This is a genomic window from Paenibacillus sp. NPDC058898 (assembly GCF_049316025.1).
In the GTDB taxonomy this organism is placed as follows: Bacteria; Bacillota; Bacilli; order Paenibacillales; family Paenibacillaceae; genus Paenibacillus_AQ.
In genome coordinates, this window is record NZ_JBMOSM010000003.1 from 609833 (window position 1) to 632669 (window position 22837).

Annotated in this window: 25 protein-coding genes; 6 read left to right on the plus strand and 19 right to left on the minus strand. The window is 49.4% G+C overall.

From position 1 onward, the window contains the following. Positions 1 to 23: 23 nt before the first annotated feature. From fapR to ACOZB4_RS11235, 3 genes are all read right to left on the minus strand, one after another. Complete coding sequence (fapR, locus tag ACOZB4_RS11225; RefSeq protein ID WP_179090709.1) at positions 24 to 635, minus strand: transcription factor FapR; 612 nt, start codon at positions 633 to 635, stop codon at positions 24 to 26. Positions 636 to 777: 142 nt separating this feature from the next. After that, complete coding sequence (gene rpmF, locus ACOZB4_RS11230) at positions 778 to 951, minus strand: 50S ribosomal protein L32 (protein WP_006211382.1); 174 nt, start codon at positions 949 to 951, stop codon at positions 778 to 780. Positions 952 to 1004: 53 nt separating this feature from the next. Further along, positions 1005 to 1514: a YceD family protein gene (locus ACOZB4_RS11235; protein ID WP_379404750.1), complete on the minus strand. Its 510-nt coding sequence runs from the start codon at positions 1512 to 1514 to the stop codon at positions 1005 to 1007. Between the two features lie 198 nt (positions 1515 to 1712). On the opposite strand from ACOZB4_RS11235, the gene ACOZB4_RS11240 reads away from it, so the two are divergent. Next, complete coding sequence (locus ACOZB4_RS11240; RefSeq protein WP_379404752.1) at positions 1713 to 2948, plus strand: nucleotidyltransferase; 1236 nt, start codon at positions 1713 to 1715, stop codon at positions 2946 to 2948. Here the strand turns inward: ACOZB4_RS11240 and ACOZB4_RS11245 are convergent. Continuing rightward, the gene (locus ACOZB4_RS11245) at positions 2938 to 3978 is read right to left on the minus strand and encodes a SepM family pheromone-processing serine protease (protein WP_076325033.1); all 1041 of its coding nucleotides are present in this window, start codon (positions 3976 to 3978) and stop codon (positions 2938 to 2940) included. The two genes, ACOZB4_RS11240 and ACOZB4_RS11245, sit on opposite strands and share 11 nt — an antisense overlap. Before the next feature lie 113 nt (positions 3979 to 4091). Here ACOZB4_RS11245 and ACOZB4_RS11250 point away from each other — a divergent pair, with 113 nt between their 5' ends. Continuing rightward, positions 4092 to 5324 carry a nucleoside recognition domain-containing protein gene (locus ACOZB4_RS11250; protein ID WP_379404755.1) on the plus strand — a complete coding sequence of 411 codons (1233 nt, stop codon included), beginning with the start codon at positions 4092 to 4094 and terminating at the stop codon, positions 5322 to 5324. On the opposite strand, the gene coaD is transcribed toward ACOZB4_RS11250, so the two are convergent. Together coaD and rsmD are read right to left on the minus strand one after the other, a co-directional pair. Next, entirely contained in the window at positions 5302 to 5817 is a 516-nt protein-coding gene (coaD, locus tag ACOZB4_RS11255; protein ID WP_076325035.1) for a pantetheine-phosphate adenylyltransferase, read from the minus strand. The two genes, ACOZB4_RS11250 and coaD, sit on opposite strands and share 23 nt — an antisense overlap. Further along, complete coding sequence (gene rsmD, locus ACOZB4_RS11260; protein ID WP_076325254.1) at positions 5807 to 6412, minus strand: 16S rRNA (guanine(966)-N(2))-methyltransferase RsmD; 606 nt, start codon at positions 6410 to 6412, stop codon at positions 5807 to 5809. The genes coaD and rsmD overlap by 11 nt, the downstream gene beginning before the upstream one ends. Positions 6413 to 6866: 454 nt before the next feature. Here rsmD and ACOZB4_RS11265 point away from each other — a divergent pair, with 454 nt between their 5' ends. Further along, positions 6867 to 7073 carry a DUF5316 family protein gene (locus tag ACOZB4_RS11265; protein WP_379404758.1) on the plus strand — a complete coding sequence of 69 codons (207 nt, stop codon included), beginning with the start codon at positions 6867 to 6869 and terminating at the stop codon, positions 7071 to 7073. 393 nt (positions 7074 to 7466) lie between these two features. After that, positions 7467 to 9440: a stalk domain-containing protein gene (locus tag ACOZB4_RS11270; RefSeq protein WP_379404760.1), complete on the plus strand. Its 1974-nt coding sequence runs from the start codon at positions 7467 to 7469 to the stop codon at positions 9438 to 9440. A gap of 276 nt (positions 9441 to 9716) precedes the next feature. Here ACOZB4_RS11270 and ACOZB4_RS11275 read toward each other — a convergent pair whose 3' ends face one another. Beyond that, positions 9717 to 9824: a YjcZ family sporulation protein gene (locus ACOZB4_RS11275; RefSeq protein ID WP_006211394.1), complete on the minus strand. Its 108-nt coding sequence runs from the start codon at positions 9822 to 9824 to the stop codon at positions 9717 to 9719. Between the two features lie 205 nt (positions 9825 to 10029). Then, entirely contained in the window at positions 10030 to 10284 is a 255-nt protein-coding gene (locus ACOZB4_RS11280) for a helix-turn-helix domain-containing protein (protein WP_076325039.1), read from the minus strand. Positions 10285 to 10462: 178 nt separating this feature from the next. Here ACOZB4_RS11280 and ACOZB4_RS11285 point away from each other — a divergent pair, with 178 nt between their 5' ends. Then, positions 10463 to 11134, plus strand: a complete 672-nt coding sequence (locus ACOZB4_RS11285) for a tetratricopeptide repeat protein (RefSeq protein ID WP_379404763.1) — start codon at positions 10463 to 10465, stop codon at positions 11132 to 11134. Positions 11135 to 11217: 83 nt separating this feature from the next. Here ACOZB4_RS11285 and ACOZB4_RS11290 read toward each other — a convergent pair whose 3' ends face one another. From ACOZB4_RS11290 to ACOZB4_RS11320, 7 genes are all read right to left on the minus strand, one after another. Beyond that, positions 11218 to 11853, minus strand: coding sequence for a GDSL-type esterase/lipase family protein (locus ACOZB4_RS11290; RefSeq protein WP_076325041.1), 636 nt, complete (start codon positions 11851 to 11853; stop codon positions 11218 to 11220). A gap of 128 nt (positions 11854 to 11981) precedes the next feature. Further along, the gene (locus ACOZB4_RS11295; protein WP_339266296.1) at positions 11982 to 12413 is read right to left on the minus strand and encodes a GNAT family N-acetyltransferase; all 432 of its coding nucleotides are present in this window, start codon (positions 12411 to 12413) and stop codon (positions 11982 to 11984) included. 30 nt (positions 12414 to 12443) lie between these two features. Further along, entirely contained in the window at positions 12444 to 12893 is a 450-nt protein-coding gene (locus tag ACOZB4_RS11300; RefSeq protein ID WP_076325043.1) for a MarR family winged helix-turn-helix transcriptional regulator, read from the minus strand. Positions 12894 to 12942: 49 nt separating this feature from the next. Continuing rightward, on the minus strand, positions 12943 to 13659 hold the full coding sequence (gene rpiA, locus ACOZB4_RS11305) for a ribose-5-phosphate isomerase RpiA (RefSeq protein WP_379404767.1): 717 nt from the start codon (positions 13657 to 13659) through the stop codon (positions 12943 to 12945). Positions 13660 to 14058: 399 nt separating this feature from the next. Beyond that, positions 14059 to 14634 (minus strand): macro domain-containing protein, encoded by a 576-nt coding sequence (locus ACOZB4_RS11310; protein ID WP_076325045.1) that lies wholly within the window; start codon positions 14632 to 14634, stop codon positions 14059 to 14061. 69 nt (positions 14635 to 14703) lie between these two features. Further along, positions 14704 to 15135 (minus strand): hypothetical protein, encoded by a 432-nt coding sequence (locus ACOZB4_RS11315; RefSeq protein WP_379404772.1) that lies wholly within the window; start codon positions 15133 to 15135, stop codon positions 14704 to 14706. Positions 15136 to 15191: 56 nt separating this feature from the next. Further along, positions 15192 to 15815, minus strand: a complete 624-nt coding sequence (locus tag ACOZB4_RS11320; RefSeq protein ID WP_379404774.1) for a TraX family protein — start codon at positions 15813 to 15815, stop codon at positions 15192 to 15194. Between the two features lie 219 nt (positions 15816 to 16034). Here ACOZB4_RS11320 and ACOZB4_RS11325 point away from each other — a divergent pair, with 219 nt between their 5' ends. Next, on the plus strand, positions 16035 to 16208 hold the full coding sequence (locus ACOZB4_RS11325) for a hypothetical protein (RefSeq protein WP_379404775.1): 174 nt from the start codon (positions 16035 to 16037) through the stop codon (positions 16206 to 16208). Between the two features lie 71 nt (positions 16209 to 16279). Here ACOZB4_RS11325 and ACOZB4_RS11330 read toward each other — a convergent pair whose 3' ends face one another. From ACOZB4_RS11330 to ACOZB4_RS11345, 4 genes are all read right to left on the minus strand, one after another. Continuing rightward, entirely contained in the window at positions 16280 to 19504 is a 3225-nt protein-coding gene (locus tag ACOZB4_RS11330) for a cellobiose phosphorylase (RefSeq protein ID WP_379404777.1), read from the minus strand. Positions 19505 to 19610: 106 nt separating this feature from the next. Beyond that, positions 19611 to 20621, minus strand: coding sequence for a LacI family DNA-binding transcriptional regulator (locus ACOZB4_RS11335; RefSeq protein WP_076325049.1), 1011 nt, complete (start codon positions 20619 to 20621; stop codon positions 19611 to 19613). A 153-nt stretch (positions 20622 to 20774) separates the two neighbouring features. Then, positions 20775 to 21983, minus strand: a complete 1209-nt coding sequence (locus tag ACOZB4_RS11340) for an SLC45 family MFS transporter (RefSeq protein WP_379404779.1) — start codon at positions 21981 to 21983, stop codon at positions 20775 to 20777. Between the two features lie 4 nt (positions 21984 to 21987). Beyond that, positions 21988 to 22725, minus strand: coding sequence for a glycerophosphodiester phosphodiesterase (locus tag ACOZB4_RS11345; protein WP_379404781.1), 738 nt, complete (start codon positions 22723 to 22725; stop codon positions 21988 to 21990). Positions 22726 to 22837 lie beyond the last annotated feature (112 nt).

Below are 22837 nucleotides of genomic sequence, written 5' to 3' on the forward strand. Positions count from 1 at the left end.
CCAAACTTCCTCCTTTACTTATGTCATTCTCCTGCAGATCGGTAGATTACGAAATTCCCCTGAAACACCATTTCATCAGCGACATAAGTAAACACTTCCACCTTGGCCTTTCCCTTCTGGCCGGCAATGGACCTAACGTAGGCTTTGGCAATGCATTTCTCGCCGAGACGCACCTGTCTCAAAAACCGTATATCCGCTGAAGACGTCAACGCGATTTCTTCATTGATTACGGCAATGGCAAGTGAATTGGCTTGAGCGAACACGTAATGCCCGCGGGCAATTCGCGTTTTGCTGAATACATGTTCCTCACGGATTTCAAATATCGATATTCCGCTCTTGTCCAACTGCAAGTCAACGACATCCCCGATCACCTCTTCGAGTGACAAGGAACGAACCTGGTCATAAGAATGCTCCGCCATCTGCTTCATTCGCTCACGAAGCTCCGGGATGCCAAGTTCCATACGGTCAAGGCGTATCGTCTGAATGCTCACTTTAAGCTGGCGAGTCAACTCGCGGTCTGTAACAAAGGGATTCTCGTCGATCAGCTGAATCAGCCGCTGGTGACGGTCTTTCTTGGATAAACGATCGATGACGAAACAACTCCTTCTGCCGCTATGAAAGCCGCCATTCTTCAAACATACATATATGTAAATTAGTCGCAAATATTAGAACCTGGTACTAATGTTAAGTATAAATCATGTCACGTTAAAAAGAAAGGGGGACTTCAGACAAAAAAAATAGCACCTCACCAAAGATGAAGTACTACTTATTTAAAAATTATTGTTTGATGATCTCTCTTGCCTTATACGTTCCGCATACTTTACATACGCGATGAGCAAGTTTCAATTCTCCGCATTGCTCGCATTTCACCATGCCTGGCACAGCCAGCTTAAAATGTGTACGACGCTTGTCACGACGTGTTTTGGACGTTCTACGTTGAGGTACTGCCATGTTCCCACCTCCTTATCAATTCAACCCGCTGAACACGGGTGCCAAATCCATCATCATTTAAAGAAGTCCTTCAGTCCGGCTAGCCTAGGATCGATCACTTCCGTATCGCAGTTGCACGTGCTTTCATTCAGGTCCTTGCCGCAATTCGGGCAGAGTCCCTTGCAGTCGGCTTTGCACACCGGAGCTAGCGGCAGGTGGAGCAAAAATGCTTCTTCTACATAGGGAGTGAGATCCACACTCTCACCTTGCACGTATGTAGTGTCATCATTCTCATCCTGAATCGATTCAGGATCTACCACCGGCTGGAATACTTCATGAAAAGGGATGTGCACATGTTCGCTGATCGGCTTCAGACAGCGGGAGCAATTCATCTCCAGCTCGCCTTGCAACCTTCCATGAACATCCACCGCACCAGAAATCGATGAGGCTGCTGTCAAATCCACGTCTAATGGCTGAACAGCAATAATGTCCTTCCGATCCTTAACGGCATTGCTTACATCCACGGTTTGATGGAACTGTAACGGTTGATCGCTGGTTGTCAATTTACGAAATTGAATTAGCATATCCATCACTCCAAACAAACAAAGATTATTATACCGATTCCCAAAGACTTTTGTCAACAGGATAACCCTAAAGAACCATGATTGTTTCCCCGATATTTCTCACGCTACAACGAGATTATCACCCATATATGGCGATGAGCTTATTGTTGCAGGAACGTCCTGTAATTATGTTATATTCTTATCAAGGAGTTGAAACTAATGAAGACGGTTGGCATTGTCGTTGAATATAATCCCTTACATAACGGTCATGTTTTGCATTATCGTAAATCCAAAGAAGTAACAGGGGCGGATGCCGTTGTTGCAGTGATGAGCGGTCCTTTTCTCCAACGCGGCGAACCTGCTATTGCAGGCAAACGCGCACGCGCCGAAATGGCCCTTGCCATGGGAGTGGATCTGTGCATCGAGCTGCCGGTAACCTATGCCGTGCAGCCTGCAGAATGGTTTGCATACGGTGCGATAGCTATTCTGGAAGCTACCGGGGTGGTGGACTGTCTTTCCTTCGGATCGGAGAGCGGTACGCTGGAGCAGCTTCTACCGCTGTCCCGTTCGCTTGCCAGCGAATCCGGCGAGCTCCAATCCGAAATTGAAAGGCATCTCCGGGAAGGCATGAACTTCCCGTCCGCTTACGGTGCTGCCGCTGCAGCCCTATTCGGCGAGTCCGGACCAGCACTTGCCCATTTGCAAGAGCTGCTCACGCAGCCGAACAATTCCTTGGGCCTGCACTATCTGATTGCCCTCCACCGCCTGGGCAGCCGCATTACACCCTACACCATTCCAAGAGAAAACGCGCACTACCACGATCCCTTGCCGAGAGACTCGTCCATTGCCAGTGCAACCGCCATCCGTAACATTATTCTTTCACAGGGCTTGGAAGCAGCCAGACCCTACATCCCCGAATTCACGCACAACATCATGGAGCGGGAAATGAAAAGCGGACTAGCTCCCGTCCACTGGGAACAGTTTCGTCAGCCGCTGTTTCAATCCCTGCTCACGCATACACCCGCGCAGCTTGAAGGCTTCCTTGAAGTTACCGAAGGCTTGGAATATCGTGTTCAGCGCATGCTTGCGCAGTTGAAGCAGCCTACGGTTGGGTCCCTCCTCGAAGCGTTGAAGACCAAACGCTATACCCGCACCAAACTTCAGCGTATGCTCCTGCACATCATGCTCAATCATGACAAGGCATCTATGAATCGCGAGGAGCTGGCCAAAGGTCCGGGATATATCAGGGTCCTTGGCTTCAGCGACACAGGGCGTTCCTTGCTGAAACGAATGAAGCAGAGCGCCTCGCTACCTGTTATCCAGAAGCCGACAACGCTGGAGCATCCTCAGCTCGAGAGGGACCTGATGGCAGCCGCCGTATACGCCAACGGACACCCTAAGCCGGATATCCGCCATTACTACAGCGATTACCTGCTGCCGCCACTCACCCCTTAGGCGGCAGCTGCTCCAGATAATCTACTGCATCCTGCAGATCGTCAACCGGGACCAACTTCATATCTGTTTTGATTCGGTCCGCCCGCTTCTTGGCTTCATCGTAATTTTTTTGCGGCACAAAAAAGATATCGGCTTCCTTCCGGTCAGCCGCCACGATCTTGTGTTTCACGCCGCCAATGGGACCTACGGCGCCTGATTTGTCAATGGTACCCGTTCCCGCTACCCGATAACCTCTGCTTAAATCACCTTCGGTGAGCTGGTTATAAATTTCAAGGGTAAAAATCAGTCCGGCTGAAGGTCCACCGATATTGGTATCCGCAAAATGAATCGTGTGATCGGGATTCGCCGGCTCTACGCTTTGCATCGTCGCAATCATGACGCCAAGACCCGGACGCTCCGCCCCGGTCTTCTCATCCTTAATGCTAACAAGCTGAACCTGTTCTTTAACGGTTTTCCCCTTGCGTTCAAGCTCCACGGACACCACTTCCCCGATCGTTTTCTCGCTTAACAGGCTGGCAATTTTCTCATTATCCTCTGCCGGCTGCCCATCAATCTTGATCAATTTATCGCCAGGCCGGAAATGCTCGGCATTAGCAGATTTTTCGGAGATCGACATCACGAATACATAAGCAGGCTCGATACTGTAGTCAATACCAGCTTCTTGATAAGCGGCTTCCATTGCAGCGGACTGGGAAGAATTCATGTAATACACTTGTGTGGCTGCATACTCGTCCTTACTCTGATCTCCCATTTTCTCGGCCTTTTTCACAACCTCCGAATTGGGATTAAACGCAGACATCATTAACAAAACCATATTGGCATAGCTTGCCGACACGGTTGTCATCATAAATGTGCCCTCTTCCGCCGGATCGCTCTTCTCGACATTGATCATGGGGCGAACCTCCTCGGCGCTCCCCGGCTGGTATACAAGATAAGGGGTCGGCATATAAACGACAACGTACAGCATGACCCCAACCATTAATAAATACAGCGCAATTTTTAAGCCATTCGGTTTTACAGACTTCTTCATGTAGTTTCCTTCCCTCCGCCTTATATATCCAGCCTTCCACCAAGTTTGGTCTGACGGTTGTCTCCTTTGCATAAAGTTGTACTAGCCATGTTTACGCTGAAAGGAGATTCCTTATGAATAAAGACAACGCCGTCAAGTCATCAAACGGGCTGTGGAACACCATCCTGCTGGGTGCTGCCGCTTTCCTGCTTGTACTGGCTGTCGTCAGCGCGCCCGAACCTGCCTTCCAAGCCACCCTGCAAGCACTTAAGCTATGGTGGAATATCGTATTTCCCGCTTTGCTGCCGTTTCTCGTTCTGGTGGAAATACTCATCGCCTATGGCTGGGCCCATGGAGTTGGCGTACTGCTGGACCCTTTGATGAAAAAAATATTCAAACTTCCCGGTGCTGGCGGCTGGGTTCTTATAACAGGAATGACAGCCGGGTTCCCGGCAGGAGCGCAGGCCGCCTCCGGAATGTATAGACAAGGCGAGCTTCGTGCCGATGAGGCCGGAAGGCTCGCCGCTTTATCCCACTTCTGCAATCCAATGACCATTCTCGTTGTCATCGGAACTGGTCTGCTTCATCAACCGGAAGCTGGTTATCTGCTGCTGATCGTTCATTGGATTTCCGGACTGCTGGCCGCTTGGATATTCGGGCTTTTCCATAAACCGGCTTCTTCAGAAGGAACACGGCAGTTTATAGCATCGTTAAATAAAGTCCGATCAAGCAAATTTGCCCAACGTCCCCTTTTAAAAAGGGCAGCGACTGCGGCTCTGAAGGCCCATCAGCGGGATGGACGGAGCTTTGGCAAGTTACTGGGCGACTCCGTTACCCGTTCGGTTCAAACCTTAATGATGACAGGCGGCTTTATCTTGTTCTTCGCCGTCCTGACAAGAGTATTGACCGGTCACCTGCTGCCGCAGCTTCCGCCCTATCTTGTATCTGGACTATTGGAGGCCCATCTGGCAGCCCAATCCATCAGCTCATCGACATTCCAAGCAGGCATATTGCAGCTGGCTGTACTGTCCTCCGCACTGGCATGGAGCGGAATCAGCGCTCAGCTGCAAAGCCTGTCGCTGATGCAGGAAACCGGTCTCTCTTGGCGTTACTTTATGGTGAAGCGAGCGTTGCATTCGGTGCTCGCCTTTGCGATTACACTGGCCATGTGGAAACCGTTCAGCGCCCTATCAGCAGGCATCGTACCAGCCTTCCGAACGGAACCGCTGGATCACGCCAACGCGGATCAGCACTTCAACTTTTGGAGCGGATTGCCTTCATTCTTGCAGGTTCAAGGCGTAATCTGCTTATTATTGATAGCGGCGTTCTGGCTGTGTTCCCGTCTTATTGACCGTTATCGCCACTAAATTTACGGCGCATCGCGGCATGGACCTCGGGGCTGACCAGATCCGTTGTATCTCCATTAAAATGCGCGATTTCCTTAACAAGACTTGAGCTCAGGAACGAATATTTCGGGTGCGTCATCATAAAGATCGTCTCCGCATCCGGATTCAACTTATGATTGGTGGATGCTAATTGAAGTTCATATTCAAAGTCGGTCACCGTGCGGATCCCCCGTACAATGACCTGGGCATTCTTCTGGCGGATATAATTCGCCAGAAGGTCACGGAAGCTGTCGATTTCCACATTCGGAAGATGTGCTGTTTCCTGTCTCAAGAGGTCCTTGCGCTCTTCAATCGTGAACAGCGGGTTCTTGCTTAGATTATTCAACACGGCCACAATCAGCAGATCAAACTGCTTGGAAGCGCGTGTGATAATATCCATATGTCCCATGGTGACCGGATCAAAACTTCCCGGGTATACGGCAACACGGTATGTACTAGTATTCTCATTTCTCATCCTGTAATTCCTCCTCATCAAGCTCTGACGCTTGATCTTGCGCTGTGTCGTAACGGTATATCGATATGGCGGCTTCTCCGTACTTCGCAGTTCGGAAACAACAAAAGTCACCAAATTTCTCAGGATAATTGTAGCTTGATTCGTATTCCAATACCACCACAGCTGAATCTTGCAGCAAACCTCGCTCTGCCATGTCCAGCATCAGCTCATCACCATTCTTAAACCTGTATGGCGGGTCCAAAAAGACCAGATCGAAACTGTAGCCGCGCTTTTCTAGCGCTTTAAGCGCTCGTGCCGCATCATTGCGGTACACCTCAGCGCCTTCTTCAAGCCTGGTTGCCTTCAAATTATCCTTGATCGTACTGATGCTCTTCGGCTCCACATCAATAAAAACAGCACGTTCCATCCCCCGGCTTAACGCCTCAATGCCAAGGCCTCCTGTGCCTGCGAACAGGTCAAGCAGGACGCCCCCCTCAAAGTAAGGACCGATCATACTGAATATGGATTCTTTCACTTTATCCGTCGTCGGACGGGTGCTTGTACCAGGCACACTTTTGAGCGGCCGGCCCTTTGCACTTCCGGATACTACTCTCACTGCTTCATTCACCCGTTTCATTATCTATAAATTCATTGCCAAGACAACGCCATTGACAGTAATTATCGTAACACAATCATCCCATATATGAAAAACGAAACATAACGTCTCTCCATTTTTTTTCAAAGTCAGGTATATTTCTACCGCAGCCGGGCATCCTTGAAATATCGACATCAATGAATGTCGTAGACAACCGCGGAGAAGACTTACGTTTCCCCATAAGCTCTTCGTCCGGTTTCTCCTCTCCCATGAGGGAATCTCTTCGGAGGTTCCCGAACTAAATCCCTGTAACGGCAATGTCTATTACAGGGATTTAGTTCTTTTTTTATGCCTTTTTTTTCACATCAAAATTCCCCTTCTAGTCTGGCGGTTCACCTAACCTTATATGAAAAGCATAACCAATCCCTCTCAGCCAACGTTCTAACGATAAAGGGCATGATGGGAGGAACACGTGATGAACCTGTTTTTATATGCAGGATTGGCTTGCTTGTTGATTGCAGCGCTTCTATCCGGAGTGTTTATTACGGGATACCAACAAAGAGCCAACTTCTATGCTGAATCCAAGGACGACCGCGCATCCAGAGAGAGAGTAGCCAACTGGTTCTTATTAGCCGGTTTCGTATTTCTTGCGGTCGCCGGCATTGTGTATTTGTTCCGCTAAGTTGGCACTGTGAACATTTGCTCGCTCCCCGCAGCGCAGAATAAAAGCACAGAAGCACCGTTCAGGAAATTCGCCAAAATCGAAACGATGAAGAATGATTTATACGAGGCTTTATTGTTATTGAGGGGGAACTGATATTACTTAATCAGGTTTCTGCTACCGATGATCCCCTTGGCAATCCCCTTAACTTAACACCGTTAGACCGACGCAGTTCATCATACAATCGCGAGCTTAACCGGCAAGACGCTCCCGGATATCCGGCGAGCGTTTTTTTGTTCCCCTCTTTAAGATCATAACGCCACGCAACCTTTGCAGGAATAACACCGATTTTGTCGAATCAATAAATCTGTTTGAAAAATATTCCTAATGTTACAGTGAAGAGAGGTCATGTAAGTGAGAAGAACGTTGTATGTTCTCGTATTGTTCAGCATGCTGGTGGGACTTGGCTTTGCGGGCACGACGCACGGGATCGCTGCTGCCGAAGAGTCCAGGCTCCAGATCAGCGATATTGCGGGAAGAAACACCTACCTGATGAGCGATGGCTCCATGTGGTCCCTGATTGACGGACGACATGCCATACGGACGCCGGGTAAAGTTGCAGCCATCAGCGGTTATGAATACGAAGGCATTGGTATGACGCAGGATGGGCGATTAGTGGAATGGGATATCGGCAAGGGACCCGAGGTCGTACCGGGAACAAGCGGCGTGAAGCAGATAGCGGGTTACTACTGGCTGAAGTCAGACGGTACCGTATGGGGCGGCTCGGAAAAAGCAAAAAACCTCAGCGGCATTTTGCTCATCGCCAATGCCGATCAAGAATTTGCCGCCTTGTCCTCCAACGGGGAGCTGTTACTGCAGGATAACTACAAAGATGGACAATTCAAGAAGCTCGGCATCGTGGAAAACCCTTCAGGGGTTAAATCCATGACGGTTCACAGCGGGCGCGTAGCCCTATTGCGTGACAACGGTGACGTGGTTGTATACGAAACGTCCAACTTTGACGATAACGGGCGCATCATACCAGTTACCGTCGCTCAGAATGCAGCTCATATCGTTTATGCTTCCAATGAGCCGACGGATCTTCTGATTGTGACGCTCCAAGACGGAACCGTATGGACAACCGGAGTGTATAAAGACCGCTGGAAGCTCAAGGAGCAGGTCTCCGGACTGAGCGGGATCGTAAAAACCTCCATTTACGGAAATGCAAAGGATCTATCGGAGGGATTCTATGCGCAGCGCTCTGACGGAAGCTGGATCCATCACCAGGATGGACAGAACAAATCGGTTGATGTGCCTGTCGTTAAGGCCGTATCGGTTTCGGTATCCGATGCCAAGCCTTATGTAGGGGATATCCTGGAAGTCAGTATCCAGGAGACTTACACGAACGGGGCCAAAATCAAAGTACCGATTAAAGATGCCCAGATCGATATAGAGAAGCCTTATTTGATGAACATGCAGAAGAATGGAACACTGAAGTCTGCGGGCGTTGGCAAGACACAGATTACGGTAACCTCGGGTGGTCTGTCCAAATCGATAACGGTATCGTCCAGCCTGCGCAACAATTTGAAATATGCAAAACAGATCAACGGGAATATCATGGTGCCGGCGAAATCCGTCATTCAGGCACTGGGCGGCGCCTACTCGACCAAAAACGGAGCCGTGGAGGCCAAGTTCGAAGAGACCGTGCTCTCGCTTACAGCAGGCAGCAACCAGGCCAAGCTGAATGATAGTCCGCTGCTCCTAAAAGCAGCACCGATCACCGACAAAGGCGAGCTGCTGATTCCGGCCGCCGTGTTATCCGATGTTCTGGGTGCGAAAATCAGCTGGGATACCAAGTGGAAACAAGCGAATATCTCCTTCGGAAGCGATGCAGAGATGACTATTGTCTCTAACGAAACGGCTGGCTTGATCAAAAAAGCCATGCAAGGCAGCTTGGTTAAATTCATCGGCAGAACGTATTGGGTGAATGATTTCGAAGACCTGGAACGCTTCTCGAAATTATCGGTAACCGACATTTTGCCGGACGACAAAGGCGAATTCAATGTAATCTTCAAAACGGCATCAGGAAAAACAGTGAAAAGCTATCCTATGCGCTCTTCGGAAGTGCTGCAGCTGTTTGCAGACCGTTCTTCTTTATTAAATTACGATCCTTATCAAAAATACAAATGGTCCGCATCGGTCTGGAAACAGATTAAAGCAGGCCAGGTTTCCCTCGGCATGACAAAAGAACAGGTGCAGCTTTCATGGGGGAACCCGGCAGCCAAGGACATTACCACTGGCGGCGGTAAAACCATTGAAACCTGGGGGTACTCGAATTTCGATATCGTATCTTTCGTAAACGGTAAAGTTATACTGATTATGATGTAACATGAGTAACAGGCCGGGGCCAGACCTCTGACCGGATAATATTCGTTCTCCCAAGAACAGACCACTCTTCTCGAGCGGTCTGTTTTTATTAGTGATGTTCTGATAGACGGTTAAAACGATGATTCATGACAAGTCATGAAAGCCGATTCTCGCTTCAAAAAAACAGTACCGCCCTAAGAAGAGGCCATTCCTCTTTTGGACGGTCTGTCGTTGTGACTGCTCATGGTGCTCGGTATCACTTATTGATTCAATTGGTTTGTTCACTCAAGAGATGGATTAGATAAATGCGCGAGTAATGATCACCAACAAGATGAATAATACCAAAATAGCACCTACAGAAGAGCCATATCCATAGCCACCATATCCTTCTACTACTCCGCTCACATGAATCCCTCCTTTTTTGAACATACCACATGTTATGTTGGTTCCGCTCAAATGAACTGGGCTGCCGCCTGTTCGGGTTAAGAATAATGAATCAGCCCATGCTTTGGAATCTGCCGGATTTGGATTGAACATTTCCTTTGATTCCGATATGAAAAAGGCGTGGTTTAACCGTCGTTCCACCACGCCTCATGCGATCACTAATTGTCTATACCTGCGAAAGTTGTTCTTTTTCATCCCGATCGGTCTCAGGATCTGAATATACAATTTTTCTGCGGCGATCGACCAAACCTTCCTCGCCCAACTCACGGTATTTGCGCATCCACACTTTCAGCCGTCCGATATCTGATATTTGTAAGGCGGATGCCACTTCTTTCTTAGTCATACCTTCCAGCCGCATGGCGACTGCCTTTTTCTTCGTTTCGAAACTGTAATGATGGAATGTCTGTCCCTTTTTCGCCATGATTATCACCTCTTTACTACCTTTATCGGCTATCATCGACCTTCTTTCAATACCTAGGGCCTATTCCGACATGCGCATGCCTTCAAGGTCTATAGAACCGATGGTATTTCCACCTAAATAAATCCATGTTATGGTATAATTTGTGTTACAACTTTACATAGAAATTGAGGGATCTCTTTTGTTTAAACTCATCATTTTTGGATTTCTGTTCTACATCTTCGGTAATCCGATTACGGCGATCCTGGTGCTGCTTCTCATCGTGTATGTGCTGGATCGCCGTTTTGTCGGGGTATTTCCCAGTTTGACAAAGCCAATCAAACGTGCACGGAATATTTCCAAGCTGCGCAGACAGATTGCAGTTAGCCCCAGCGACGTTTCATCAAGACACGAGCTTGCCAGATTACTCTTGGAGCGCCGTAAGTATGGGGAAGCCCTGAAGCTGCTGGAATCCATAGCATCCAGTCTAGAAGACTCCGCCGAATTCTGGGACGATATTGGAAATGCACGCCTGCATACTGGCAGCATCACACAAGGGGAAGCGAATATTATGCGGGCCCTGGAGATTAACCCCAGGGTCAAATATGGCCGGCCTTTTCTTCGGCTTGCTGATGCATTTCGGGATTCGGATCGGGAGAAGGCGCTCCATTATTTGGAACAGTTCCATTCCATTCACTCTTCCTCCAGCGAAGCCTTTTATTTGCTTGGTTATATGTATCAATCGCTTGGAAGGAATGAGGATGCCAAGAAGTCCTATCAGGAATCGCTGGATGTGTATCGGTCACTGCCGAAATACAAAAAACGGCAAGAACGTAAATGGGCGGTGCGAAGTTTTTTTAGGAAATTATTATAAATCATAAGTGATGATATATAAACCAAAGGGCGTCCACACGGTCAAGAGACCATGGGACACCCTTTTTTTGATCATTCGGTTTTCTATGCAAGTGGCTTGTACCCAAGTCGATTTAATTGTTCCGCGATCACCCGGTACCCTCGGCCATTCGGGTGTAAACCGTCCACCGACATCAGTTCTTTCTCTCGGCCAGAAAATTGTGTGTAAATATCAGCTACGCGAAAATAGCCGTCGCTTAACCCCATCAAATGCCGATTGAACCGAATCACGTATTCCGTCGCCTCCGTCCAGGCCGGATATGGATTATACAGACCGATAGCGCGAATATAATAAGGTTTGCTGACTGGTGACTTTATTTTTCGGATATGTTTGACGATATTAGCCACATGATTCTGACATCGATACAAGGCAGCGTCCAGCACCTCCCGATTCGGTCGACCTCCCGTGGACTTTACCGCACGTATCAAGTCATTGCCTCCGATCGATATCGTGATGATCTGGGCCTGCTGCAGATGATAGCGAAACGTAGGAAGCTGAACTACCCGATCGTATAACTCATCCGAGGTTAATCCGTTGACCCCGAGATTCTCATGGGCCACGAACTGGCGAAGCTTCTCCTCCGCCATCCGACGGTATAACGGAACAAAACCGCTGCCAGGCATCGCCCCAAACCCAAAGGTCAAGGAATCGCCGACAGCGGTATAATGGTACACCAACATGTTCACCCCCTGCCCCGCTCGTTACGACATTATATGAGGGATGCTGCCATTGCGAAACGGGTTTATTGTCTTGAATGGCAATTTTAATTACACTCCAAGACGGCAAACATGCTTTTAATCTGAATAGCTTATTCTTCGGACTCCTCCACCTCGTAGATGCAGCGGAATCTTTCAACGCCCGGATACTTCTCTCCCAAGCTGTATACCTCAAAGCCGATACTGCGATAGAAGTTTACGGCTTCTTCGTCCGTTTCCGCAATCACGCGGGCCGGTTTAGGCTGAACCTCAAGGAGCAGCTCCAAAATCAATCCGCGACCATATCCCTTTCCGCGATTCTCCGGAAGAACGGCAAGATGCCGAATGGTAAGCTCGTCCTGATCGATATCAAAACCGATGACTCCTAAGAGAAGCCCATCCTCTTCATATCCAAACAACCGGCTGCGGCCCGTCTGATAAGAAGCTGCAGCCTGATCCACCGCTTCCGGATCCGGAAATACCGAGTAACTGAGCAGTTCCTTTACTTCGGGTTGTATCGCTTGCACCGTTATATCTTTAAGCATACTTATCTCCAATCTAAAACTTGTATAGGTCTACAACATCTTCTCTGCACTGATTCCCAGCTTGCGCAGCAGCATCGCCGCCTGCGCTCGCTCGTCCTCCGACAAACCGCTAAGCACCTTAACCATCAATTCCTGATGCTGAGGAAAAATGGCTTCGAAGAATTCTTGTCCCTCTGCGGTAAGCTCAGCATAAATAACGCGGCGGTCCTCAGCGGAAGCCCGGCGAACCAGCAGGTTTTTCTTTTGAAGTTTATCCACCACGTATGTAATGTTACCGCTGGAGATGAGCACCTTCTCCCCAATTTTCTGCAGCGGCTGCGGTCCTTTGTGATAGAGTACGTCCAATACACCGAATTCGGTGGAGTTCAATCCGTGACTATTGATGCTGCGATTCGAATGTGTCATAACTGCGTTATAAGCTCTGGCAAGGACAACCAATAAATGTAACGGGGTATCCTCGTGTTCTTGAATATCCGACATATTTCACCCTCCGAGAGATATCATGTTATTAAGGTTAATGAACGCCGGATCAACTGTCAAATGTATTCTTTGCTTCTATGCTCCCGGAATGCAGTATCCGTATCGTTCCATCCTGGCAGCCTATGATCGCTTGGTCGGCCATACCGATAAACAGCCCATGTTCAACCACGCCCGGAATGACGCCTAGCCGGGAGCTCAATTCCTCTGGGTGGGCAATATGCTGAAACCGGCAATCAGCAATATAATTCCCGTTATCCGTAACATAAAACCTTTCATCTTGCTTACAACGGATTTGCACCTTACAGCCAAGCTGGGCCAGTGACCGAACTGTCCACTCATAAGCAAAAGGGACAATCTCAACCGGCAGCGGAAAAGCGCCGAGTTGAGCTACGGCTTTCGCTTCATCTGCCACAATCACGAGCCGTTCGCTGTGAAAAGCAGTGATCTTCTCGCGGAGAAGCGCTCCGCCCCCTCCCTTGATTAACCGCAGCTGGTCGTCCAGCTCATCAGCCCCGTCAATCGTCAGATCCAAGCGATCGATCTGATGTATGGGCGTCAGGGATATTCCTTGTTCCATCGCCAGCTTCTCCGAAGCTTCAGAGGTAGCCACGGCCTGGATCGAGAGGCCGGACCGGACCATCTCGCCGATTTTGAGAATGGCGTAATAAGCGGTTGAGCCTGTGCCCAGCCCGATCTTCATTCCATCCTGCACATACTTGGCGGCATGCTCTGCCGCCATTTTCTTCATATAATATTCACTCGTCATGTGAACCCCTCTTTCGTCTTAAGCTGCAGAAAAACCTGCAAACCCGCTTGGCCGCTCTCGAAGAGAACAGTCCGGAGCGAGCCTCCCTTCTCAATCAGGAAGCCCGCCTCGACGATATGATCATGATGCTGGAATGGGTACTGTTTGAGCCAAGCGGATCCTATCATATGTAAAGCCGACTGACAAACGTCAGGGGCGCTAACTGCGCCCCTGACTTTCATTAAGATTACAGAATTTATAATTGTTCAGCGGAGCTGAACAATTATATAATCGCAAAAACCTACCTTTGAATCGCGGTCGCTCATCCTTCATAAGGCCTCGATGGAGGTTTGTTTTGGGGGTCCCTGCAAAGTATTTGGAATAAGCATCGAAGCATAGGCTCCACTTTGTGGGGTTATTTTATATTTGCGCCTCCTTCTCCTGTGTGTACTGCTCAAGCCAATGGACATAGAGCTCTTCATTATCAGGAGAAAAACAAACGAAGTCAATCCGATCCAGGCGGTTATCCGGCAAATCTTCCTCAAGCAGCTTCGTAACCGCCTTTAACGCAACATCACATGCCGGAGCCTTAGGATACTCATAGATACCCGTGCTTATATTAGGAAAGGCGATGCTTCTGGCACCCACCTCGATTGCAAGCAAGAGACTGTTGCGGTAGCATTCCGCCAGCGTATGCTCCTCCCGCCGTCCACCGCCCTCCCATATCGGGCCGACCGTATGAATGATATGCTGGGCAGGCAGCCGACCTGCACCGGTAATCACGGCATTGCCTGGCGGGCAGCCGCCTTGCTGCTTGCGAATTTCCATGCACTGCTCCATGATCTCCGGGCCGCCGGCGCTGTGAATTGCGCCGTCCACGCCTTTTCCACCCAGCAGTCCCGAATTTGCAGCATTGACGATAATGTCGCCCGTCCATGTCGTAATATCGCCTATAAAGACGGAGACCGATGTCCTTCCGATTATAAATGTTTTCATTTCGGAAAATCTCCTTTCGGTCTTTTATTTCTCTATTACCCCGCAAGTGGGTGGATTGACCCTGTTTGCCTATTCTGTTCTGGGCTTTTTTTTCGCAGCTGCAGACAGTCGATCGGTCAAACTCTTCTCTTCCGCTCCTTGCAGCGCTTCCTCCACCGTACGGTAGAACATCAGCGTGCCGGTATCCCTGGCCTTCGTCAAATGATGAAGAAACACATTGCCGGCTTGCTCCAGCTTCAAATCCTCCGACTCATTCTTGACCCGGCAAAGATATACCTTCATCATGCCTTGTGGATCGCGAAATTCCATGACGCCGATGGGACTCATCGATCTTTTGTCCTCCTCCGTGAACTGAAGCGTCATATAAACGGTATATTCCGAAGCAGGCGGAGGAATGTATGCTTCCCGTTTTTTATCCGCAATTAATTTGGAATTCATGAATGCGATGTAACCCGCCGCCGCGAACAATAGAATGCAGGCAGCAATTGCGATATTGAACATGTATGTCTCTCCTTGTATATAATCATCCATCAGGCATTAACCTAAAGAGTTCTTCTCTATAAAAACACCCGTAATAACGCAATAATCAGTAAATGCAGAGGATAAAATGAACGCCATACCCAGCGACTCACCCGCATATACTCTAGTTTCTTCCATACATGCGGACCATAGGCTATCACAGCCGTCGGGATGACGCTCCACATCTGAAGCTCCCAGTTATTAAGGAACCAGAATAACAGGTTCAACACAATATGAAGCGGAACAAGCCAGCTGGCCTGGGCATATCGGAAAATCAAGATCAACAGCAGGCCGTAAGCTCCGTAATCAAACGGAAATTCGCTCATTAGCGCACAGGCGGCAACAACAATCATCCATGATAACAGCTGGGAATCCGATCGTTCCAGCACATACAAAACGATGGCTCCAGCTACCAGGGTAATGACTACATTCAACCCTTTAAGATCCAGCGCAAGCTGATAGGGAATTTGGGAGATTGCCGCAATGACGGCCAGCCGAATGATATACTTGGGTCTCGAAGAAGTGTAGCGGTGCCCCTGAACGAGAGCATAGACGTAGATTGGGAAAGCAATGCGGCCGATGATTCTCCAAATCTCCTGATGCGGAAAAAACACAAGTCCTACATGATCAATCAGCATCGTCAGCATGGCGATCCACTGCATGATAACCCCCTCCTCGCACTCGAAGATGTTGAATCTATATGTACTTGAAATCGATATATCTATTATGGGTTGCAACACTGGGACTTGCAAGCGAAGAAACATGAAAGAACTGGATATCCGGCATCCATGTCCAATATCCTCTATAATAAGCACAACAGCAACTTGAGAAGGAAAAGCGCTTGTTTGGATCAACATAATACAGATGGAGGTGACGGCCGTATGGAAAAGAAAAAGAACAACATGGCCCTTGGGATAAGCATGGGGATCGGCGTTGGCGTAGCCCTTGGCGTTGCCATGGATAATATCGCTATCGGCATAACGATCGGTGCCGCCATCGGCCTTTCGTTTGGCTCAACCATGTCAAGCGATAACAAGAAGCCCCCTAATGAATAAACAGAACTTCAAATAACAGTAAATAGACCACCCGATTCTTGCCGGGTGGCCTGTTTGGCGTTCGTTTCCCTCTATTTCAATACAGCATGAATTTCTCGGATGTTCCCGTTCCGAACTTCATGAGCCAACGCTCCTGTAAGGAGGGGTCCATCCACCTTGATCGAATCCCCTCCCACCGTGATGAGAGTTAATCGCTGAATCGTAACGCCGTCCTGGCCATACGTATTTGCTGCGCGCTCGCTGCGATACGTCACCTTGACGGAACCAAGGAAGGTGAACGACACTTCTTGATTCTCGTCAAACAGCCAAGCCGGAAGCAGTGGGTTCAGATGCAGCTGAAGCTGGCCGCCTTCGTAACGGAATACCTTCTTCCCTGCCATCATCGTAATCCACATGCTTAGGAATTCGGCCGTCGAACCGCTAAGCCTTGCCACAAAACCTCGTCCATGCACGTGAGGATCCGGATTGACGCTGCTGGCAATGAACGAGGAATTCTCGAGCGTGCTGCGTCCATAAACCGCCGGGTCCAGAAAAGGGACAAGGGATGTTTTGATTTCCGAGAAAAACTCGTCATACAATCCGGCTTTTAATAATGAAAGCAAGTATTTATAGGTCATATGCAAAAATACGGATTCCCGCTCTAGCCACCCGGCCGTAAATGCACGGATGCGTCCGATTTCATCGGTTTCGCCTGCCAGGCTGACGGACGTTTTATACATCCCCAGCGCGGGATCATACAGATCGGAAGCCTTGATCCGATCATACATCGTTCTCGCCTGGCCTTCATCAGCGAGCTTCATTCCGCGGGCCGGTGCCTCCAGAAAATGCGGGAGCGCATATGCCTTGAATTCAAGCACTTTTGCCGCGGGCAAACCATAGCGGGTGATCACTGGGTTCCCCGCTGCATCCCGAACCTCTTCAAAGCGTTCGGCTTCAAAGCGGAAATACGTTGGCACGATCCCGCCTCCCATCTGCTCGGCACGCTGAATCCCTTCTTCGATTTTGTCCAAGAATGCCGCGTATATGACCTTCACGTTTTTCACCGACAACTCAACCTCCAGACCGCTGATCCCGTACCGGACCGATGCACGATAGGATTCACGCCGCCCCGCTACCAAGTCCCAATAACCGAATGAATCCAATGAGCCGGACTGATATTGCTGTACGGCTTCGTATACACTACCTAAGTAAGACGCGATCTCCTCCGGTACCTGAATCACTTGATGGCCACACCGCTCGGCCGCATCCACGATAAATGCGACCAAACGCTTCAATTCCATCGTTTCGCTCATACCCGATCCAAACAGTCCCGGCAAGCCGTTCATTGCGTCATTCCAGCCCGGCTTGTTCGCCTCCATCTCTACCCCCATCCCGTAAGGATCGAGTGTCGCCATTTTATTGAGGGACAATGAGATCATTTTGACAAACAGATTCGTGCGGTACATGCCGCCTAATCCGCCATCTACCCGCAGCCATTCCGCCGCGTTCCGTTTTCTGCCGAGCTTATTCAGCTTCTCCTCGTCCTCCAGCAGAGCACCATATTGCCGAACCTTGCCTCCTTGACTGATCACAACCTTCTCACTCCGCGGAAGGACGTACACCGGGCTGTCAAAGAACGTATACGTATTCTCCTCAAACAATAGTTCCTCATAACGGTCGGGATAAATATTCAAGTAGGTATCAACTAAATCCATATTATACGTCCAATGATCCGACCAGAACCCTTCCCCGAACGAAGCTGCAAAATGCTGATCGGATATCGTCAACAGCCCGGATAAGAACTGTTCCTCGCTAATCTCCAACCTGATGGCTTGATCCGAAATCGCGTTGATGATTTTTCCTGGCGTATAGTCCCCGGCGCATGCCTTTGTCAGCTTCTCATAATCTTCCTCAGCCGCGGAAGCGCGCAGCAGCTCCTGCAGCTCCTCCTCCTTCCCTTCACTCACGCGAAATTTCGTCCCTTCTACGCTAAGCGGGTTATAACCGTCGGCTTGAATGAGACTGAAAAACATCCGGATATTGAACGTGCCCACCTTCGGGTTGAAAAACACGTCATTTCGTCGATTCTGATTCATATCCCGGAAATTGCCATTCCCTTGTGAATAGTACTCCGGCGCAAGAGAGAAGAAGTTATAATCCCGCTCCAGATCCCCATGCTTGCGGGAGTATAGATGGACAACGGCCCCTTCCTTCCCGTTATCGAATAGGAATGGATATCCGCCCCGCAGAAAATTGTCCAGATAGGACTGACGGCTATATTCGTCAAATAGGGGTAATCCCGTTTTGGTGGCCACATCCTCGGTTAATTTCCGGGTCAACGCCGAGGCCTCCTCGCGTTTACGGAGGATATAGGCAGGAGAACACAAATCTTTGGAACGTTTATTGATTTTACCGATATCGTTCACATGACCAACCAGTGTATAAACGGTCGCCGTCTCCCCGGGATTAAGCTGAGTCGATAATCCGCTGAATCCGCATGGTACTTTGTTCACGGCATAAGGCGTGGCGTTCATCAAAGCTTCCACCGAGCTCACAGCAAATCGATCAGGGTGGATCAAGGAAGTGTTTCCGCCAAAGATCAGCTCAAAGTCTACAAGGGGTTGGAGCAGCTTCCCATGCTGATTAAACGACAGATAGAAGTGACCGCTCGTAACTTCGCTGACTTCCGCCTCGTCGTGCGTACTGGAGCGAACTTTATAGAACGGGATCCCCTGATCCAAGTTCTCCACTTCCATCCAGCTCCGCAGCAGATTGCCGACCTCCTTGTACCCGCTATTCTCGACACCGTAAGGCAGAATCTCCGGCATGCCGTCCAGCAGTTCAAGCGATACAGGCCCGGCTCCGATATTCGTTACGCTGACCTCGCGAACAAGGGCGGCAAAATCCTCACCGGGCAGCTGAAAATACGACACCGAAGTGCGAAGTCCGTTACCGGCATGCTCCTCCTCAATGACCAGCTCATTCTGACGAATCAGCATCGTTCTCTTCGCTTTGGAATCCGGCTGAAAGGATTGGAACGGCTCATAAACGGGCGCTGTCCCCGCCATCTTGATAAACGTACGGAAACCGGTAGTCGAGACATTCTTATACGAGATATTCGCCGGGGAAAATTCCATGATTGGCGAGTTCTTATCGCGTATGCCGAAGCTGCATATTCCCTGACCCCGATTCACATAAAAGGTCCACATCGGAATTCCTTTCAAGCCTGCGATACCCGGCAGAAAGCTGGAAAACGGTTTGGCAAGATCATACTGCTCAATAACAAAGGCATCCTTCTCAAAACGATAATTTGACATGTTAGATCCTCCTTTAATGGGTCATAATCGACTCAACTCTAGAGTCCGATTATTTTCGAAACCGGTTTCGAAAAATGGTAAAAATGAGTCCTGCCTTATATTTCACCTAGGTGACCGGGTGGCAGGATTCCCGGATAATCAATTGAACTGGCAGCATAACCGACTTTACTGTTGCGTCTTGCTCTTCGATGGAAGAAAGAAGGAGCTCCGCCGCAACGGTGCCCAGTTGCTCCGTATCCTGGCGTATGGTCGTTAGCGCAGGGGTGATGTAACGGGACATTTCAATATCATCAAAACCAATGATGGACACATCTCCCGGTACATGCAGGCCATGTTCCTGAACGGCACGAATCGCTCCAAGTGCGAGTAGATCACCTGCCGCATAAACAGCAGTCGGCCTCTCTCTAAGCCCCAGCAGCTTCTTCATGGCTTCGTATCCGCTCTCGGTGGAGAAAAAATCGCTGCCGGTTATGTACTCTCCCCTTAGATCCAGGTCAAGCTCCCGAAGGGCTTGCTCATAGCCTTGTTGGCGCTGTTCGCCTGCAAACGTATTCAATCCGCCCGATATATGGGCAATTCTGCGATGTCCGAGCGAATGCAAATACCGAAGTGCCTGCATGCTCCCTCCGATATTGTCGGAGTAAACCGAATGCACATGTTCCGGTGACGAATCCAGAATGACGCACGGAATGCCGCTATCCAGCAGCTCCTGGAAATCGGGATCCTCGCTGCTCGACAGAATGACGACCACACCGTCGACGCCTCGGATTTTGCAATGCTCCACATAACTGCTTCTTCGGCCGCCGACATCCTTGGAGATGAACATCAGATCATACCCTTTGGATACGGCAATTTTCTTAAAGCTTTCGATAACAGCTCCAAAATAGGGGTGACGAATCCCTGCTCCAGTGGCTTCTACAAAAAGAATACCAATGGTCCAGGATCGCTTCGTTGTAAGCGATCTGGCGTTTGCGTTTGGAAGATAGCCCATTTCCTTCGCGGTTGCCAGGATCTTGGCTCTCGTCTTCTCCCGGACATCCGGATAGTTGTTGAAGACTTTGGACACCGTTGTAGGCGAATAGCCTGTTTTCTTGGCAATATCATAAATCGTAGTCAACCTTGGAATCAGCTCCTGCACCTTCGCCGGCATATTCTAATTCAAATCTATCTGATATTAGATTCTACCTGTCCTGGCAGGCTCTCGTCAATGTTATTCCGCACGGACGAACTAGCAGGAGCCGAACCTTCGGTTATCAAAAAAACTAATCTTCTAGGACAAGCTGGCAGATGCGGTCTGCGGTTTTCCAGGACTTGCCGTTTCCTGATGGCGAATCATCAGAACGCAGATCAGCGCGAGCATCATGCTGCCAGCGGCACAATAAAACAGAATCGAATATCCCATGCCATCAATGAGCTTGCCCAGCAGAGGCGGTGACGAGATCGCCGCCAGCGAGGATACCAAATAGTACATTCCTGTCCGCGTCCCAATGCTGTCCTCCGATCCGGTAGATACGATAAACGGATAGGAGTTAATATTGATGCAAGCCCAGAATAACCCGCCAACAGTCAGCAATACACGGAGCAACAGCATTGATTCAACCCATGGTACAAGCGCAAAGACAATCAACAGCCCGCTGACGCCGATCAGAATCATCCGTTTCTTGCCGAATTTACCGCCGAGCCATCCGCTTGGAATGGCGAACAGAACAAAGGCGAGTGAAAAAAACGTTAAGGAAAAGGAAGCCTGCGATTCCGTTAGCCCCATCTCGTTCTTCCCGTACAGAGTAAACAGCGTCTCAACTCCCTGATAAGCGACAAACCAGAAAAATATAGCCGCCAAAAGCAGCACCGTCGTCCGATTGAGCTGACTCTTAAAGGAAACTTTAGTTTTGGCTTCCGTCTGAGCCTGATAGCCTGGAGCGTCGCGCTTCTCCTGGATAAATGTTCTCAAAATGAACAACGACACCAGCGTTATGCCGGCCGCTGCAATAAAAGGTAGGGAGCGATGAGCGCTATACAGTACCGAGCCCACGCCAAAAGCCAGTATAGACCCTATGCCGCCCATAAAGTTAATGATGCCGTTGGCCCTCGTGCGTCGTTTCTCCTCCGTAATATCCGGCATTAGTGAAACGGTAGGCGAACGATACAGGCTCATAGCCAGATTCATGAGGACCATGAACAGTATCAATGTTGCCATCCCGGTGTGAAACGGAATGATTGCGGTAAACAGAGCGCCAAGCGGCATTCCGATGAGCAGGTAAGGCATTCTTCTGCCATACCGGGTATGAGTACGGTCGCTTCGACTTCCAATCCATGGCTGCAAGAACAAGGCAAAGTAATTGTCGATCGTCATAAAAAAACCGATCAGTGCGACACTGGATATGTAATCCTCCAGAAAATAGGGCACAAACGCATTGTAGAGCGCCCAGGTAATGCTAATGCTGAAAAAGCCAAAGCCCAGCAGCCATGTTTTTTTCACAAAGTCACGCTCCCTTGGTTTGTAGCAATCCCCCGAGTACATCCGGATAATCCGTAATAATGCCCGCCACGTCTGCATCGATCAAGGCTTTCATCTGTTCCTCGTCATTGACAGTCCACGGGTGATAGACAACACCATGCTGCTTCGCTTCCGCTACCCATTCCGGTAGAACTGCGCGATGGTATGCATGAAGCGCATCCGCTTTAGCCAATCTGGCATACTCCCACGGTTTGTATAACCCTTCTCCATACAGCAGGCCGGTACGGATTTCAGGATCAATATGTTTGCACTCCACCAGGGAATAATGATTGAAACTTGAGATGACGATTTGCTCTGACATTTTGTAGTGTCTTACGGTCTCGATCACGCGCTTTTCCAGCTCAGGATATTGAATCGACCCGTTCTTCAGCTCAATGTTCACGATCGTGCCACGGTTTTTCGTTAATTCCAGCAGTTCTTCCAGCAGCGGAATCCGTTCCCCTTGAAAAGCCGCTCCAAACCATGAGCCTGCGTCCAACTTGGCCAGTTCGTCGTATGTATAATCTTTGACTAGCCCCTCAGCCCCCGTGGTACGGGCAACACTCTCATCATGGATCAGAACCAGCCTTCCATCCTTCGTCATCTGAACATCGGTTTCAATCCCGGTAGCTCCCTGCTCCAAGCCTTTGGCAAAGGCAGCCATCGTATTCTCGGGGCATATAGCCGATGACCCGCGGTGTGCAAAATTAATCAACTGTGACATTTGTACTTCCTCCTGAGTGGTTAGAAATTGGTTTGTACTATAAATATAGCTCGCAATTGTTAGAGCTATGTTATCATTCCATTTTTCATATTCCACATCGTTTTACGAAACC

What these genes read in the sequence shown, in the direction of transcription:
- rpmF (WP_006211382.1), bottom strand. Translation starts at nt 951, where the DNA reads ATGGCAGTACCTCAACGTAGAACGTCCAAAACACGTCGTGACAAGCGT.
- ACOZB4_RS11235 (WP_379404750.1), bottom strand. Translation starts at nt 1,514, where the DNA reads ATGCTAATTCAATTTCGTAAATTGACAACCAGCGATCAACCGTTACAG.
- ACOZB4_RS11240 (WP_379404752.1), top strand. Translation starts at nt 1,713, where the DNA reads ATGAAGACGGTTGGCATTGTCGTTGAATATAATCCCTTACATAACGGT.
- ACOZB4_RS11245 (WP_076325033.1), bottom strand. Translation starts at nt 3,978, where the DNA reads ATGAAGAAGTCTGTAAAACCGAATGGCTTAAAAATTGCGCTGTATTTA.
- ACOZB4_RS11250 (WP_379404755.1), top strand. Translation starts at nt 4,092, where the DNA reads ATGAATAAAGACAACGCCGTCAAGTCATCAAACGGGCTGTGGAACACC.
- coaD (WP_076325035.1), bottom strand. Translation starts at nt 5,817, where the DNA reads ATGAGAAATGAGAATACTAGTACATACCGTGTTGCCGTATACCCGGGA.
- ACOZB4_RS11265 (WP_379404758.1), top strand. Translation starts at nt 6,867, where the DNA reads ATGAACCTGTTTTTATATGCAGGATTGGCTTGCTTGTTGATTGCAGCG.
- ACOZB4_RS11280 (WP_076325039.1), bottom strand. Translation starts at nt 10,284, where the DNA reads ATGGCGAAAAAGGGACAGACATTCCATCATTACAGTTTCGAAACGAAG.
- ACOZB4_RS11290 (WP_076325041.1), bottom strand. Translation starts at nt 11,853, where the DNA reads ATGTTGGTGTACCATTATACCGCTGTCGGCGATTCCTTGACCTTTGGG.
- ACOZB4_RS11295 (WP_339266296.1), bottom strand. Translation starts at nt 12,413, where the DNA reads ATGCTTAAAGATATAACGGTGCAAGCGATACAACCCGAAGTAAAGGAA.
- ACOZB4_RS11300 (WP_076325043.1), bottom strand. Translation starts at nt 12,893, where the DNA reads ATGTCGGATATTCAAGAACACGAGGATACCCCGTTACATTTATTGGTT.
- rpiA (WP_379404767.1), bottom strand. Translation starts at nt 13,659, where the DNA reads ATGACGAGTGAATATTATATGAAGAAAATGGCGGCAGAGCATGCCGCC.
- ACOZB4_RS11310 (WP_076325045.1), bottom strand. Translation starts at nt 14,634, where the DNA reads ATGAAAACATTTATAATCGGAAGGACATCGGTCTCCGTCTTTATAGGC.
- ACOZB4_RS11315 (WP_379404772.1), bottom strand. Translation starts at nt 15,135, where the DNA reads ATGTTCAATATCGCAATTGCTGCCTGCATTCTATTGTTCGCGGCGGCG.
- ACOZB4_RS11320 (WP_379404774.1), bottom strand. Translation starts at nt 15,815, where the DNA reads ATGCAGTGGATCGCCATGCTGACGATGCTGATTGATCATGTAGGACTT.
- ACOZB4_RS11325 (WP_379404775.1), top strand. Translation starts at nt 16,035, where the DNA reads ATGGAAAAGAAAAAGAACAACATGGCCCTTGGGATAAGCATGGGGATC.
- ACOZB4_RS11330 (WP_379404777.1), bottom strand. Translation starts at nt 19,504, where the DNA reads ATGTCAAATTATCGTTTTGAGAAGGATGCCTTTGTTATTGAGCAGTAT.
- ACOZB4_RS11345 (WP_379404781.1), bottom strand. Translation starts at nt 22,725, where the DNA reads ATGTCACAGTTGATTAATTTTGCACACCGCGGGTCATCGGCTATATGC.